Annotated in this window: 15 protein-coding genes; 2 read left to right on the top strand and 13 right to left on the bottom strand. The window is 71.6% G+C overall.

Annotated elements, in window-relative coordinates; all coding sequences use genetic code 11:
* Positions 1 to 3: 3 nt before the first annotated feature.
* Entirely contained in the window at positions 4 to 1,743 is a 1,740-nt protein-coding gene (locus KDM41_04600; protein MCB1182691.1) for a histone deacetylase family protein, read from the top strand.
* Positions 1,740 to 2,249 (top strand): GNAT family N-acetyltransferase, encoded by a 510-nt coding sequence (locus KDM41_04595; GenBank protein MCB1182690.1) that lies wholly within the window; start codon positions 1,740 to 1,742, stop codon positions 2,247 to 2,249. The genes KDM41_04600 and KDM41_04595 overlap by 4 nt, the downstream gene beginning before the upstream one ends.
* A gap of 26 nt (positions 2,250 to 2,275) precedes the next feature.
* Here KDM41_04595 and KDM41_04590 read toward each other — a convergent pair whose 3' ends face one another.
* The 13 genes from KDM41_04590 to KDM41_04530 all read right to left on the bottom strand — a co-directional run bounded on the left by KDM41_04590 (position 2,276) and on the right by KDM41_04530 (position 15,088).
* Positions 2,276 to 4,729: a hypothetical protein gene (locus tag KDM41_04590; GenBank protein ID MCB1182689.1), complete on the bottom strand. Its 2,454-nt coding sequence runs from the start codon at positions 4,727 to 4,729 to the stop codon at positions 2,276 to 2,278.
* A gap of 115 nt (positions 4,730 to 4,844) precedes the next feature.
* Positions 4,845 to 5,321 (bottom strand): OsmC family protein, encoded by a 477-nt coding sequence (locus KDM41_04585; protein MCB1182688.1) that lies wholly within the window; start codon positions 5,319 to 5,321, stop codon positions 4,845 to 4,847.
* 221 nt (positions 5,322 to 5,542) lie between these two features.
* A complete protein-coding gene (locus KDM41_04580) occupies positions 5,543 to 7,798 on the bottom strand; it encodes a PocR ligand-binding domain-containing protein (protein ID MCB1182687.1) in 2,256 nt (751 codons plus the stop codon).
* A 95-nt stretch (positions 7,799 to 7,893) separates the two neighbouring features.
* Complete coding sequence (locus KDM41_04575) at positions 7,894 to 8,184, bottom strand: EutN/CcmL family microcompartment protein (GenBank protein ID MCB1182686.1); 291 nt, start codon at positions 8,182 to 8,184, stop codon at positions 7,894 to 7,896.
* Positions 8,181 to 8,477 (bottom strand): EutN/CcmL family microcompartment protein, encoded by a 297-nt coding sequence (locus tag KDM41_04570; GenBank protein MCB1182685.1) that lies wholly within the window; start codon positions 8,475 to 8,477, stop codon positions 8,181 to 8,183. Before KDM41_04570 ends, KDM41_04575 begins: the two co-directional genes overlap by 4 nt.
* A gap of 2 nt (positions 8,478 to 8,479) precedes the next feature.
* Positions 8,480 to 9,130, bottom strand: coding sequence for a BMC domain-containing protein (locus KDM41_04565; protein ID MCB1182684.1), 651 nt, complete (start codon positions 9,128 to 9,130; stop codon positions 8,480 to 8,482).
* A complete protein-coding gene (locus KDM41_04560; protein MCB1182683.1) occupies positions 9,130 to 10,632 on the bottom strand; it encodes an aldehyde dehydrogenase EutE in 1,503 nt (500 codons plus the stop codon). The genes KDM41_04565 and KDM41_04560 overlap by 1 nt, the downstream gene beginning before the upstream one ends.
* Positions 10,632 to 10,928: a EutN/CcmL family microcompartment protein gene (locus KDM41_04555; GenBank protein MCB1182682.1), complete on the bottom strand. Its 297-nt coding sequence runs from the start codon at positions 10,926 to 10,928 to the stop codon at positions 10,632 to 10,634. Before KDM41_04555 ends, KDM41_04560 begins: the two co-directional genes overlap by 1 nt.
* Positions 10,929 to 10,931: 3 nt before the next feature.
* Positions 10,932 to 11,219, bottom strand: a complete 288-nt coding sequence (locus KDM41_04550) for a BMC domain-containing protein (protein ID MCB1182681.1) — start codon at positions 11,217 to 11,219, stop codon at positions 10,932 to 10,934.
* A 57-nt stretch (positions 11,220 to 11,276) separates the two neighbouring features.
* Positions 11,277 to 11,900, bottom strand: coding sequence for a hypothetical protein (locus KDM41_04545; protein MCB1182680.1), 624 nt, complete (start codon positions 11,898 to 11,900; stop codon positions 11,277 to 11,279).
* Between the two features lie 15 nt (positions 11,901 to 11,915).
* Positions 11,916 to 13,283, bottom strand: coding sequence for a deoxyribose-phosphate aldolase (gene deoC, locus KDM41_04540; GenBank protein ID MCB1182679.1), 1,368 nt, complete (start codon positions 13,281 to 13,283; stop codon positions 11,916 to 11,918).
* 23 nt (positions 13,284 to 13,306) lie between these two features.
* Positions 13,307 to 13,684, bottom strand: coding sequence for a transcriptional regulator (locus KDM41_04535; GenBank protein MCB1182678.1), 378 nt, complete (start codon positions 13,682 to 13,684; stop codon positions 13,307 to 13,309).
* Positions 13,685 to 13,939: 255 nt separating this feature from the next.
* Positions 13,940 to 15,088: a nucleotidyltransferase family protein gene (locus KDM41_04530; protein MCB1182677.1), complete on the bottom strand. Its 1,149-nt coding sequence runs from the start codon at positions 15,086 to 15,088 to the stop codon at positions 13,940 to 13,942.
* Positions 15,089 to 15,185 lie beyond the last annotated feature (97 nt).

The raw sequence follows: 15,185 nt of genomic DNA, 5'->3' as shown, positions 1-15,185 counted from the left end.
GTCATGTTCCGCATCCGACGCATCCATGACGACGTCCTGCCGGTCAATCGCGAGGCGGTCCGGCAGGCCCAGCAGATCCTCAGGGACCGGATCCCAGACCTGGCGCCCGACGAGTTCGACGCCATGGTCCACAACCTGCGCGACCCCTTCGCCAAGCGTTTCCGGGCGATCCTCCACGTGGCCGAGAAGGCCAAGGGGGAGGTTCTCGGCTTCGCCCTGGTGCTGCACGAGCCGGCACTGAAGTTCTTCTACCTCGACTTCATCGCGGCGAAGGCCAGGCTGACGAGCCGGGGCATCGGCGGCGCCCTCTACCAGCGCGTGCGCGAGGAGGCCCTGGAGTGCGGCGTGCAGGGCATCTTCTTCGAGTGCCTGCCGGACGAGCCCGGCGACTGCGCCGACAAGGCCCTCCTCGCCGCGAACCGGGCCCGGCTGCGCTTCTACGAGCACTACGGCGCCCGCCCGCTCGTCGCCAACGACTACACGCGTCCGCTCTCGCCGGACAGCTCGTGCATGCCCTATCTCGTCGTCGACACCCTGGGCGGCGCGAAGGCCCCGTCCCGCCGCTTCGTCCGCGCGGTGGCCCGCGCCATCCTGGAGCGGAAGTACCGGGACCTCTGCCCGCCGGACTACGTCGAAGCCGTGGTCGATTCGTTCCGGGACGATCCGTGTCCCCTGCGGCCCTTCCGCTACACCAGGGGCGGCGAGCCGGAGCCCGTCGCGCCGGCGGTCCACCGCGGCGAGAAGATCGCCCTGTTCATCAACGAGTCCCACGACATCCACCACGTCAGCGACCGCGGCTACGTCGAGGCCCCGGTGCGCGTGAGGCGCATCCTCGCGGAACTGGACCGGGGCGACGCCTTCGAGAAGCTGCCGGTGCGCGAGCGCTCGCTGGAGGCCGTCCGGCAGGTGCACGACCGGGGGCTGGTCGCGTACATCCGCAAGGTGTGCGGGAGCCTGGCCGAGAACGAGTCGGTCTATCCGTACGTGTTCCCCATCCGCAACGCCCACCGCCCCCCGACCGACCTCGGCATGCGGGCCGGCTACTACTGCATCGACACCTTCACGCCGCTCAACCGGAACGCGTTCCTGGCCGCCCGCGGCGCGGTCGACTGCGCCCTGGCCGGGGCGGACGCCCTGCGCGAAGGCCGACGGCTCGCCTACGCCCTGGTCCGGCCGCCCGGCCACCACGCCGAGCACCGCGTCTTCGGCGGGTTCTGCTACTTCAACAACGCGGCGGTGGCGGCCCAGTCGCTGGCCGGCCTCGGCCGCGTGGCGATCCTGGACCTGGACTACCACCACGGCAACGGCCAGCAGGACATCTTCTACGCGCGCGAGGACGTCCTGACGGTGTCGATCCACGGCCACCCGAGCTTCGCCTACCCCTACTTCTCGGGCTTCGCCGAAGAGCAGGGCGAGGGCGCCGGCCGGGGCTTCAATCTCAACCTGCCCCTGCCCGAGGCCGTGGACGGCGAGCGGTACCGGGAAGCTCTCGGCCGGGCGCTGCGGCGCATCCGCAGCTTCGCGCCGGCGACCCTCGTCGTGGCCCTGGGGCTCGATACGGCCAAGGGCGACCCGACGGGCACCTGGTCGCTGGCCGCGCGGGACTTCCTGGAGAACGGACGGCTCGTCGGGGGCCTGCACCTGCCGACCCTGGTCGTGCAGGAGGGCGGCTACCGCACGCGGACGCTGGGCACCAACGCCGACGCCTTCTTCACCGGTCTGCTGAAAGGAACACGGGAATGACGACGAATCCTGATCAGGTCTCCGGCGGAGCGCGCTTCCGCGAGGCGGTGACGCCGGCCGATGTCGCCGCGGTGCGGGACCTCGTCGCGGCGACCGGTTTCTTCAACGCCGAGGAGATCGCCATCGCCGCCGAGCTGGTCGACGAGCGGCTCGCCAAGGGGGCCGACAGCGGCTACGAGTTCGTCTTCGTCGACGGCGAGACCGGCCTGGCCGGCTACAGCTGCTACGGCCGCATCCCCTGCAGCACCTGCAGCTGGGACCTCTACTGGATCGCGGTGGCTCCGGACCGCCAGGGCGACGGACTCGGTCGCCGCCTGCTCGAGCTGACCGAGCAGCGCATCGCCGCGGCCGGCGGCGTGGCGGTCTACGCCGAGACGAGCGGTCGCGCGCAGTACGAACCGACGCGGGCCTTCTACGTGCGCCGCGGCTATGCGACCGGAGCGGTCTTCGACGATTTCTACGCGCCGGGCGACGCCAAGTACGTCTTCGTCAAGTCGCTGCGCTGACGGCGACCGCCCCGGCGCCGTCCCGCCTACTTGCGCACGTTCCCGACCTGCTTCGAGCTGACGGCCGCGGTTCCGTTGCCCGCGCCGTCGTTGCGGTTCAGGTAGCGATACATGGGCCAGACCATCGTATTGACGGGGACGCCCTCGCCGTCGCGGACCTCCTGGCGCAGGTTGCCGAATCCGTAGCGCATGTAGTTCGAGAACCGGGCGTGGTCGGGGATGGTCATCATCAGGGCCGCGCTGTAGCCCTCCATGTAGTGGGCGGTGGCCAGACGCTCCTGCCAGTTCTCCCGCGAGTACTCGATGAGTTCGAACAGCACGTAGGCGTTGGTCGGCACGTCCTCCCCGCTGTTCAGGCGTTCGGACAGGGCGTCGGCCCGTTCGTGTTCGCCGAGGGTGCGGTCGGCCCGCAGCAGCATCACCTCCTCCTGGGGCGAAAGATCGACCCCCCAGCCCGGCGCCAGCAGGGCCTGCGCCTCCGCCCAGAGACCCCGGTCGAGGCAGGCCAGCGCGAGAGCGGCCCGCGCGCCGGGGTCGCCGCTGGCCGCGTAGCCCTGCCGCAGGTCGGTGATCTGGGCGTCGTCCGGGCCCAGGGCGCCGCGCGCCGAGTCGGGCACGGCGAAGAAGGCCGCAAGGTCGGCCTCGACCATGGCCATCATGGCGGGCACCGTCAGGGTGGAGTCGTCGCCGGCCGCCGCGCTCTCGGCCAAGGCGTGGATGCGTCCCGGATCGCCCCCTTCGGCCCGCAGGCCCGAGGCGGCCATCTGCAACAGGCGCTGCACCTCCCGGTTCTCCGGGTCGAACTTCAGGGCGAGCTCGAGGTCGGCCCCGGCGTTCAGGAAGTCGCGTTGCTGCAGCCGCAGCAGGCCGCGGTTGTAGAGACCGGCCACCGAGAAGGGTTCGAGGGCGAGAGCCCGGTCCATGGCCTCGGTGGCCTCCGCGGTCCGCTCCAGCCGGGCCAGGCACACCCCGAGCGACCGCCATCCCACCGCCAGGTGGGGATCCGCGTCCACGGCCTCGCGGAAGAAGGACGCCGCCGCGGCGTACGCCCCCTCGTTCATGTCGAGCAGGCCGAGCAGCAGACTCGTGCCCGGATCGACCAGGTCGCGGCCGGCGAAGGCGTCGCGGGCGGCGACCAGGTCGGCCCGCGCCGCGCCGTAGCGCTCGGCGCCGAAGTTGATGCGTCCGCGCAGGGCCCGCACCACGTCGGGTCGGATGTTCCGCCGTTCGGCGATGTCCAGGGCGAGCCGGGCCCGCTCGGCCGCCGCCTCCTGCTCGGCCGGGAACATGGCCATGGTCGAGCGGGTCATCTGGCCGGCCGCGTAGGTCAGCACGGAACCTCCGGCATGGAAGCGGTCGCCGAAGCTGGTGAAGCACGGCATCAGGGGGTCGGGCGCGTCGAGCACGAGCGGCCGGCGGTTGCTGGCCGTGAAGCGGTAGAAGCCGCGGAATTCGTCGCCGACGATGCCCAGGGCGTAGTACACGGGCGCGTCCGTGTCGCCGCTCAGCTCGGCCACGAGCCCCACGTCGGCCCAGAACCGCTTCTGGTGCGGCAGGAACCAGCGGTACGGATAGCTCCCCATGTCGCCGAGCACGTGCCGGGCCGTCTTGAGGTCGCCCACGGCGAGCAGCGCCTGGCTCCGGATCCAGCGATTGGCGAAGTCGGACGTCTGCTCCCGGGTGCCGTAGTGGTACACGTCGAGCTGCGGGTAGGTGAAGGGCGGCATGCGCACGGCGAGGCTGGTGGCTTCGCTGTAGCGCCCGGCGCCGGCCAGGAGCAGGCCCTTGATCAGGATCAGGTCGCGGTCGCCGGGGAACGCCGCCAGGCCCTCGGTGACGGCCGCCAACCCCTCGTCCCATTGGGCCAGATCACGCAGGACCCAAGCCCGGTCGCGCAGCAGTTCGCGCCGGTCGGCCGCCGCCACCGTGTCGGCGGTGGCGGCGCGGGCGCCTGCCGCGGCGCGGGCGTTGTCGAGGGCGCGGCGGGCCGTGAGCAGGTCGCCGGCATCGGCCGCCAGGTGCCCCAATTCGGCCCAGGCCTCGGCGAAGGAGGGGTCGACTTCCGTCGCCCGGCCAAGGGCCTTGATGCTCACCCCCAGTCCGACGCCGCCGGTCGAGAAGTCGATCTCGACGTCCCTGTAGAACCACTGCCGGCGCCCGGCGTCGGCGAAGGCATGGGCCTCGTACCGGAAGCGATCGACGACCTCGAGGCCCTCGCTCGCGTGGGCCCGGTACTCGGCACGTTCGGCTTCGGGCCGGGCCATGTGGGCGGCCAGGAGGGTTGCGAAGTCGGGGCCCGGATCCGCCGCGGCGGATCCGGAGCGTGCCGCCGACAGGGATGCCGACGCCGCGGCGGCCACCGGAGCGGCCGCTGGAGTCGCCGCGGCCGGGGCCGCGCAGACGAGCAGGAAGAAGAGCGGAAGCAGGCGGACGCCGGCCCGGCGCGCCGCCACGAGGACGGTCCGATTCGCACGTTTCATGTGGTCATGCCCCTTGCCAATGAAGCCATTCATGATCCCGGGAAACGAGCGAGGTCTCCGGGCTCACGATAGGGACCGGCGCCCGGCGGGGCAAACGGACCGGCCAGCCGGGCGTCTAGGCGGACCCGGTGTCCGGGGGCACGACCTCCACCGGGAACCGCACCGAGTTGGCCAGGAAGCAGTGGTGGTGGGCCAGGTCGTGCAGGCGGGCGATGTCGCGTTCCGTCGGCACGCGGTCGCCGGAGAACCGGACCCGCGGCCGCAGTTCGACCCGCGTGATGGCCTCGCGGCCGGCGGCGTCCGGACCAAGGTGTCCGCAGGCGTCATCCTCGTAGGAGTCGACCGTGTACCGTTTCTTCGCCGCGATGGAGAGGAAGAAGAGCATGTGGCAGCTGGAGAGGGCCGCGACGAAGGCCTCCTCCGGATCGACGTTCTCCGGCACCGCGTGGGGCACCGGCACCACCGCGGGCGAGGCGGAGGCGGGCACCGTCAGGCCGCCGTCGAAGGTCCAGGTGTGGCCGCGGCTGTAGGCATTGTCGGTGAAGACGGCGTCGCCGCGGGCCCAGCGGATCAGGGCGGTGTGGCGGGACATGGGGGCTCCTTCGGCTCGGCTGGGGGCAGGGTGCGGACCGGCGCTGCGCTCCGGGGCACCATAGCCCGGATCGCCGGCGGCGTCACCCGCGTGCCGGGCCGGACGGTCGTTGCGCGCCCCGGGCCCCGCCGGTCATGGCCTCCTCGAGGTCGTAGACGTCCTGGTGGCGGTCGGAGTCCATGTGTTCCCCCTTTGCTGGACGGGCGCCGCGGCCGTCGACGTCACGCCTTCCGGGGCGCGGCCTCGGCGAGCAGCTCGCGCACCTGGGCCACGAGGTCCGGCACGGTGAACGGTTTGGCCAGGAAGCGCTCGCGTCGGGGGGCCTCCGCGTCCAGGGCGAAGTCCCGGTCGGTGAAGCCCGACATGAAGAGCACCGGCAGGTCCGGATGGCGCCGCACGGCCTTGTCGTAGAGTTCGCGGCCGGTCATGCCGGGCATGATCACGTCGGTCACGAGCAGGTCGCAGGGCGCCTCGAGGCCCGCGAACAGGGGCAGGGCCTCCTCGCCGCTGGCAGCCTGCCGCACCCGGTAGCCCTGCCGCTCGAGGATCGTCGCCGCCAGGCTCCGCACCTGCTCGTTGTCCTCGACGAGGAGGATGGTTCTCGACTCCGGCGCGGCCGCGGGGACGGCGCCGTCCGGGACGCGACTCGCCGGCACGGCCACGACGCCATCCGGATCGGCCGCCATGGCGGGCAGGTCGAGGCGGAATGTGGTGCCCCTGCCCGGCGCGCTCAAGACGTCGATTTCGCCACCATGCTGCTTCACGATGCCGTGCACCGTGGCCAGGCCCAGGCCGGTGCCCATCTCGCCCTTCGTGGAGAAGAAGGGTTCGAAGATCCGGGCCACCGTCTCGGCGTCCATGCCGTGTCCCGAATCGGAGACGGCGAGCCGGACCCAGGGACCCGGCCCCATGGCCGCGTCGTCCCGGCCGGGCGCCGCGATGGTGGTGGTCGCGATGCGGAGCTCGCCGCCCTCGGGCATGGCGTCGGCCGCGTTCAGGGCGAGGTTCATGATCACCTGCTCGATCTGGCCGAGATCGGCCCGGATCGGCGGCAGCGACGGGTCGAGGTCGAGCACGAGGCGGACGTTCGGCCGCAGCGAGCGGCCCAGCAGACCCTCGATCCGCTCGGCGGCGGCATTCAGGTCGACCGTCCGGTACTGCAGGGTCTGCCGGCGCCCGAAGGCCAGCAGCTGCGCCACGAGATCGCGGGCCCGTTCGCCGGCGTAGGAGATCTGGCCGAGCGCCTCGCGATGGGGGTTGTCGCGGTCGATCCCCTCGGCGATCACCTGCGCGTAGCCCAGGATCGGCGTGAGCAGGTTGTTCAGGTCGTGGGAGACGCCCGCGGCCAGACGGCCGATCGACTCCATGCGCTGGGCGTCGCGCAGCCGCGACTCCTTCTCGTGGAGCGACTTCTCGGCCGCCACCCGGGCCGTGATGTCGCGGCCGATGCCGAGCACCCCCGTGACGCGCCCCTGCTCGTCCCGGATGGGGGTCTTGACCGTCTCGAGGGTCTCGCGGTGGCCGTCGGCCTTGAACACGACCTCCTCGATGTTCATGGTCGGCCGCCCCCGCTCCATGGCGCGCCGATCGTGGCCGCGGAAGAACTCCACTTCCGCGGGCGTCAGGAAGTCGGCGTCCGTCCGGCCCAGGATCGCACTGGCCGGAGCCCCGAAGAACTGCTCGAAGCGTTCGTTGCACAGCAGGTAGACCCCGTCGGGATCCTTCATCCAGACCAGGTCCGGGATCGCGTGGACCACCGCCTGCAACTGCGCCCGCCCTTCGCGCACCCCCGCCTCGGCCTCCTGCCGCACGCGGATCTCCCGGGCGAGTTCCTGGTTCGCCAGCCCGATCTGGGAGATGTGCTCGGTCATGCGCACGAGGAAGCCCATGAGGTGGGCGATGGTCTCGCGGCTGTAGCGGGGGATGCGCCGGAACGCCTCCATGTAGGCGTCGACGTCGAAGCCGTGCTCCCGGGCCCGGGCCGCGAAGTCCGCCTCGTCGACCTCGTCGTCGTCGTAGAAGAACTGGCCCGTGAAGATGTTGCCCACGTGCCGGCCACGGATGTACAGCGGCGTGACGACGTCGCGCAGGCCGTTCCTGCAGTGGTAGTCGGCGAACTGGCCGGGCGCGAGGCCGCCGGCCAGGGCCAGGTCGCTCTCGGTGCAGTTGCGCGAGGTGACCGGATGCACGCGGTGGAACTTCGTGCAGAGATCCTGCCAGCCCGTGGCCTCGAGCACGTTGCCATCGAGGTCGAGGATGGCCGTGACCATGCCGGTCAGGGCGTGGAAGTCGTCCATGATGGACTGGATCCGCTGTTCGTCGAGGATGGCGCGCAGGTCGATGGCCGGCGCCTCCGCGTCCGTGGCGGTCGCAGCGGAGCCGACGGACGGCAGCGAGCGGATGTGAAGCCGCGGGTCGGGGATGATCTCGAAGTCTGCGGTGGGCGAGCGGTCGTCACGTCGTGGATCGCGAGCCATGGCTCCTCCCGATGCAGCGGGCGCCCAGGGGGCGCAAACGCCAACCCCACCGCCCAGTGTACCGCATTTCCGGGCTCCGCGCACGCGCGATCCGGTCAGGCCCCGGACTCCCCGTCCGGCGCCACGTCCACCCGATCGACGATCCCCACGACGATCGACCGCACCGGGGCGGTGCGGCTGCCGAGGATCTGGCGGGCGCCGTTCCCCTCGTCGAGCATGACCACGGTTTCGCCGTGGCCCGCCCCCACGCTGTCCAGGGCGATGACGTAGCCGCCGGTGGGCTCGCCGCGGGCGTCGAGCTTGTCGAGCACGAGCAGGCGCTGCCCATCCATGTGGCGGTCGTGGATGGTGGAGACGAGGCGGCCGGCCACGCGGGCGAGGATCATCGGGAGGCCTCCCCGTCCGGTTCGTCGTCGAGCTGGATGTCGTCGACCAGCCCGACCACCGCGTGATCGACCGGGACGAAGGTCCGCTCGAGGGTGAGGGCCGCCTCGCGGCTGGCTTCCCAGTACACCGTCTCGCCGGGACCGGCCATGCGCGTGCCGTCGGCGCAGACGAATGCCTTGCCCTCGGGCCGCTGCCGCTTGTCCAGGGGCTGCACCCAGAGCAGGGGCACGCCCTCCAGGCCCGGGTAGACGACGCCGCACACCATGCGGCCGATGACGCGTCCGAGGAACATCGCTAGACCTCCCCGCCGAGGATCTCTGCGCCGGCCGGGGTGCGGTGCGCGCAGGCGGCGAAGCGGGTGCCGGCGCCGAGCACGTCGCGCAGGGTGTCGTCGAGCCGCGGCAGCAGGGCCGTGTCCACCAGGCGCGGCCCCGCCGCGGCCGTCATCATCTCCAGCGCCTCCTGCACGTCCTGGATCAGGCCGTCGATCTGGGCCAGGGCGTGGCCGCCGAGGTCGTCGGCCAGGCGCACCTCGACCAGGCCCACCGGCACCGCCTTCAGCACGGCGTCGAGCGCCCGCAGCAGTCCGGGGGACGAACCCATCTCGACGACCCCCAGGGCGTCCCCCGTGGGAGCGGCGCGCGCCCCCATGACTGCGGCGGCCAGCGCCGGATGCGGATCCGGCAGCAGGACCTCGTCGGCCAGGCGGTTCCGTTCGCACCCGACCGCGGCGCCGGCCCCGTGGGCCACCGCGGTCGCGGCCACGGTGCCCCCCACCAGGGCCAGATAACGCCCGGGATGCACCGACCCGCAGCGCAGCAGCGCCACGGGCGACTCCTTCAGCATGCGGTCGACCGCCGCCACGCCGGCGCTCACCGAGGCGTACTCGAGCAGGGCCAGGGCCTGCGGTGCCGGGGTCTGCGGGGCGGTCGCCTTCTGCGCCATCACACGATCCTGAAGTGGTCGACCATCACGCACCGCCGCTGCCGCGAGAAGCTCAGCGCCGTGGTGAGGCCCTCGCCGGTGGGGCTGGCGATGGTGAAGCTGGTATAACCCTCGCCGCCGGCTCCGAGGCCGGCCACGATGGGGCCGTTCTTGACGAAGATGCTGGTGTTGATGGTGCGCGCCATGCGGCTCAGGGCGTCGATGTCCCGCGAGTGCATGCTGGCCGAGTGGCCGAAGCCGTGCTCGGACTCCTTGGCCAGGGCGATGGCCCGATCGACGTCGGGCACCCGCACGATCGGCAGCACGGGCATGAGCTGCTCGGACCAGACGAGCGGATGATCTTCCGGCACGTCGCAGATGACGAGCTTCGTCTCGTCCCCCGCGCGCACGCCGATCTCGGCCAGGATCGCGCCCGCGTTCTTCCCCACCCACTTCTTGTTGATCACGCCGTGGGTGCGCGGACCGCGGATCTCGTCGAAGATCACCTTCTCGAGGCGGCGCAGCTCGGCCTGGTCGACCAGGTAGGCGCCCGCGGCGCGCATGCCCCTGATGAGCGCGTCCGCCGCGGCCTCCACCACGAAGACCTGCTTCTCGTCGACGCAGATGATGTTGTTGTCGAAGCTCGCGCCGTGGACGATGTCGCGGGCCGCCTTGGCGAGGTCGGCCGTGGCGTCGACCACCACGGGCGGGTTGCCCGGACCGGCGCTCACCGCCCGCTTGCCGGATTTCATGGCCGCCTTGACGACGCCGGGACCGCCCGTGACCACCAGCAGGTTGATGCCCCTGTGGTGCATGAGTTCGGTCGCTGATTCGATCGTGGGCTGCGCCACCGCCGTCACCAGGTTGGCCGGACCGCCGACCCCGGTGATGGCGCGGTTCAGGGCGCGCACCGTGGCCATCGAGCAGTCCCGGGCGCCGGGATGGACGTTGAACACCACGCTGTTGCCCGCCGCGAGCATGCCGATGGTGTTGCAGATGATCGTGCTGGTGGGATTCGTCGTGGGCGTGATGGCGCCGATGACGCCGAAGGGGGCCCACTCGGTCAGGGTCAGGCCGTGGTCGCCGGTGACGGTGCCGGGCGCGAGGATCTCGCAGCCCGGCGTCTTCTCGGTGACGAGCCGGTTCTTGATGCACTTGTGCTCGTAGCGGCCGAGCCCGGTCTCCCGGTGGGCCAGCCGCGCCAGTTCGTCGCCCTGGGCCAGCATCGCCGCGCGGACGGCGGCGATGATCTCGGTGCGCTTGGCCAGGGTCATGCGGTCGAGCGCCCGGAACGCCGCCCGGGCCGCCTCGATGCACAGGTCGACCGTGTTGAAGACGCCCTCGCCCTCGCCGTGCCGCGTGGTCAGGGCGGGGTCGAGCCGGACGCCCGGCACCGGGCGGATCGGTCCGTCGATCCGTCCGGCGCCGGCCGCGGGACCGGATGCCGAGGGCGTCCCTGCCCCCAGCCGGCCGGCCAGCTCGCGGGCGATGCGATCCACCTGCTGATCCGTCAGCCGGCGCATCACTCATCGCCCTTCCGATAGCGCTCCTCGCCATCGATGTCCCAGCTGTCGACGATGGCCATGACGACCGCGTCGACCGGCTTGCCTTCCGTGGCCACCGTCTGACGGGCCGAGGAGCCGCTGGCGTACAGGACGTACTCGCCCTCGCCGGCCCCCACCGCGTCGACGGCCACGACCGTCCCGCCGGTGGGCTTGCCGTCGGGACCGGCCACGCCCAGCATCAGCAGCTTCAGCCCCTCGAGGGTGGCCTCCTTCCGTGTGGCCACCACCGCTCCCAGCACGCGCGCCAGATTCATGGCCTAGCCCTCGGCCTGGCGACCCAGCGGCATCACCACGTCGACGTTGGCGTGCGGCCGCGCGATCACGTGGATGGCCACGATCTCGCCCACGCGGGTGGCGGCGGTCTGGCCGGCGTCGACCGCCGCCTTCACCGCGGCTACGTCGCCGCGCACGATGGCGGTGGTGTAGCCGCCGCCCGTCTTCTCGTATCCCACGAGGTCGACCCGCGCGGCCTTGACCATCGCGTCCGCGGCCTCGACGGTCGCGGCGAAACTCCGGCACTCGATCATTCCCAGGGCATCCGCCATTGTCTTTCCTCCTGTGTGGGCTCGCGCCCGGTGGTCGTCGCTTCCAGTGTCCGACTTCTACTTGGTCTGCCGTCCGTCGATGGCCTCGAGCGCCGCGATCGCCGCGGGCCGGGCCACCTCCACGTCCTTCTCCTCGCCGCCGATGTACACGCGCCCGAAGCTGCCGAAGGCGCGCACCTCGAGGATGTTGATGCCGGCGGCCTTCTCGGCCTCGTTGGCCGCGAGCGCCGCGTAGCCGGCGGGTTCGCACTCGAGCACGAAGAGGGTCTGGCCCGCGAGGATCAGGTTCCCGTGCCGCATGCGGTTGATGAGCATGCACTGGTGGTCGTCGAGATGGCGCACCACCTGGTTCGAGATGATGCGCGGCTTCAGCCGCTGGTCCTCGCGCAGCTCGAGGGTCTCGAGAATGGCGGCGCCGGCCTGACGCACGTCGGCCTGGCTGTCGGAGTGCACCTCGAGCATGCCGAAGTGGCGCTCGACGATCTGCATGCCCGGCGTGACGTCGGTGCTCTTGAGCGCGATGTCCATGACCCGGTTGATCTCGATGCCCGGCGCGATCTCGACGAAGAGGCTCGCCTGCCCCACCTTCGGCAGGAAGCCCTGCGCGATGGTCGCCTGGAACGAGGCGAACTGGGGCTGCAGGCTGTCGATCACGCAGTAGGTTCTCAGGTCGACCATGATTCTCCCCTGCCCCTTCTAGTAGCCGCCGCCGGCGGTGGCCCCGGCCGTCGGCGCCGCGCCGACCGCCTCCTGCACGATGGCGATGCTGGCGCTGGCCCCGATGCGGGTGGCCCCCGCGTCGATCATGCGCCGCGCGTCGCTGAAATTGCGGATGCCGCCGCTGGCCTTCACTTCCATGCCGGCGCCGTGGACGACCGAGGCCATCAGGGCGACGTCCTCGGCGGTGGCCCCGCCCGAGGCGAAGCCGGTGGAGGTCTTGACGAAGTTGGCCCGCGCCCGCTTCGAGAGTTCGCACGCCCGCACCTTCTCGTCGTCGCTGAGCAGGGCCGTCTCGATGATGACCTTGCTGACGGCGCTGCCGTCGCGGCAGGCGTCGGTCACGGCCAGGATGTCGCGGAAGACGTAGTCGTCGTCGCCGCCCTTGAGCCGACCGACGTTGATGACCATGTCGATCTCCTTCGCCCCGTCGCGGATGGCCTTGCGGGCCTCCATGCCCTTGATGTCCGGCGTGTTGGCGCCGAGGGGGAAGCCCACCACCGAGCAGGTCAGGACGTCGGTGCCGCGCAGGCCGTCGGCGACGGTCTTCACCCAGCCGGGATTCACGCACACGCTGCGGAAACCGTGCTCGCGCGCCTCGGCCACCACCTTGGCGATCATGTCGCGCGTGGCGTCGGGCTTGAGGATGGTGTGGTCGATGTAGCGGGCCAGTTCCTCCGGGATCCGCCCCGGAGCCGCCGGTCCGCTGGTGAGGCGCCCGGCGCCCATGGCGATGAAGGCGCGCGCAGTGTCGGGACACGTGCCGACGCAGGGGCCGGCGTGGTACGTGCCGCCGGGCGCGGCGCCCAGCAGGGTCTGCAGGCGCTCGACGATGCGGGCCATGTCGGCCTCGGAGAGCCCGGCCAGGCCCTCGGCGGCGATCACCGGCGCGGCCGCCGCCACGACCGGGGCGCCCTGGGTCTCGTTGATCATGGCCACGCGACGCTGGTGGCGGGGCTCGGTGCAGTCGGTGGTGAGGAAGACGTCGACGATCTGCCGCGCCAGGGCCCCGCCGATGAGACCGGCCCCGAGGGTGAGCAGGTTGGCGTCGTTGTGCTCGCGGCCGTTGCGGGCGCTGCTCAGGTCGTAGGCCATGGCCGCGCGCACGCCGGGCACCTTGTTGGCCACCATGGACGAGCCGATGCCGGCGCCGTCGATCATGACGCCGCGCTCGGCCTGGCCCGAGGCCACCGCCTCGGCCACCTTGCGGGCGAATGTCGGGTAGTCGACCGCGGCGGTGGATCCGGTGCCCATGTCCAGCACCTGGTGGCCCTGCTTCTGCAGATGGCCCGCCAGTTCCTGCTTGAGCGCGAAGCCCCCGTGGTCGGCGCCGATCGCGATCCTCATGCGCTGTCGCCTTTCATGGCGGGTCACCAGACCCGCGAGTCGTCGTCCGTCCGCCGCGGCGGCGGCGTGTCGAAGCTGAGATCCGCGAACCCGGAGCCGCCTTCCAGGGCGTCCTGCAGGAGCCCGGTGAAGCGGCGCAGGGCCCGGCGACCGGTCTCGGTCAGTTCGAAGCAGGTCACCTCGCGATTGCCCTGCCGGATCCGCTGCCGCCGCAGGTACCCGGCGTCGTCGAGCTTGCGGGTCTGGACGTGCAGGTTGCCGTCGGCCAGGCCGGTCTCGCGCCCGAGGGCCGAGAAGGTCCAGCGGCGTCCGTCGCGCACCGACGGCAGCGTGGCCGTGGTGGCCAGGATGGCCAGACGGGCCGGGGTGCCGAGCAGATCGTCCAGGTCTTCGCACTTCATACTATGAAGCATCCTCGGGGATGTGTCCAGGGAAATCGGGGTGTATACAGAATTCTACTTCATAATGTGAAGTCTACTCCCAAAACATCCGTGGGTCAAGGGTTGTGCCGCTGAAATTGTGTCCGGATCGGGCCAAGTCCCTCGGGACGGTGCGGTTGGAGCGGAAATGCCATTTGGGGGGTCGAATCGGGTAATTTCAGCGGAAACGGGCAGTTGTCCTGGGGCGAACACAATTTCAGAGGCACAAGCTAGGGGTCACCCGGTGACCCAGGCCCAGGACGCCAGCATCCCCGCCCTGGCCAGCATCCGCAACCGCGTCAGACCAATGAGCGTGCGCCGGCCGAACCCGGGCAGGCGGGCCGGATCGTAGCCGCGGTCGAGCAGCAGCTCTTCCCCCACCCACGCCGCCCGGAGCAGTTCCCGGAACTGGCGGCTCGGGGTGGGCGTCAGCAGGAGGTGCAGCAGGGGAGTGTAGCCCTCGGAACGGGAGGCGCGGCGGCGCAGGCAGCCAGCGGCGGTATCGAGGCCGAGCAGGGTGCGCCGGGTGGCTCCGGCCGGTGCCAGGACGTTCAGGGCCGATTGGGGCGCGCCGATGCCGGAAATCAACTTCATATTATGAAGTGAAATCCACAACGCCTTGTCCATGCCTGAGTTGACGGCCAGACCGACGAGCCGGCCCCAGTCCAGGTCCGGGTGGTCCCGCACCAGGAGGGCCATGTCCATGACCCGCCGCAGATCGACGAAGCCGTCGGCGATGTTCTGGTAGACGCCGTGGATGATCTGGTCGACCGGGGCGGCGCAGGCCGCGTGCAGGCGGCCGAGAGGGCGCTCCTCGGCCCGGGCGAAGACACCATCCAGGTCGCAGCGGTACACCGAATGGGGCAGGGTCAGGTCCCAGTGCACCTCGACGACGCTGCCCTGGGGTCCGAGCAGGATCCGGTGCAGGTGATGCTTCTCGTAGTAGAGCGGATTGCGGGCTCCCTGCAGGGAGCGGTAGCCGACGGCCTCGAGGGCGGCGCAGACCGGCGCCACCCGGTCGCGGGGCACCAGCACGTCCAGGTCGAGGAACCAGCGGTCGGCCGGGCGGGGATAGGCCCCCAGGGCCAGGGCGGCCCCCTTCAGCAGCACGGCCCGGCCCGCCGCGGCGGTGATCGTCGGCAGGATGCGTTCGCACTCGAGCAGCAGGATCTCGGTGCGGTGGCGCGACTCGGCCATGGTGCGGGCCGCGTCCGCCGGACGGGATTCGCCCGGCAGGAGCGGACCGAGGGAGGTCTCGACGTTGTGGGCCCGCAGCAGCTCCCAGAGGGTTTCGGGGGCGACCCCGCGCGGCAGGGTCGGCCCGACCTGGCGGCCGGCGGCCCAGGCGTGGACGAGTTCGATCAGGTAGTCGGCTTCACGGGCCATGGTCACTTCCGGGGCGAGGGTCCCGCCCGCCCGCGGCGGGCGGCGGCGATGGGAGCAGAATACTATGGTTTTCGACCGGTGTCGCGGGCCGATGCAC

It is taken from the genome of bacterium, assembly GCA_020440705.1.
In the GTDB taxonomy this organism is placed as follows: Bacteria; Krumholzibacteriota; Krumholzibacteriia; order LZORAL124-64-63; family LZORAL124-64-63; genus JAGRNP01.
The sequence above is the reverse complement of the archived record's forward strand: the minus strand, read 5'-3'. Positions and strand labels throughout refer to the sequence as shown.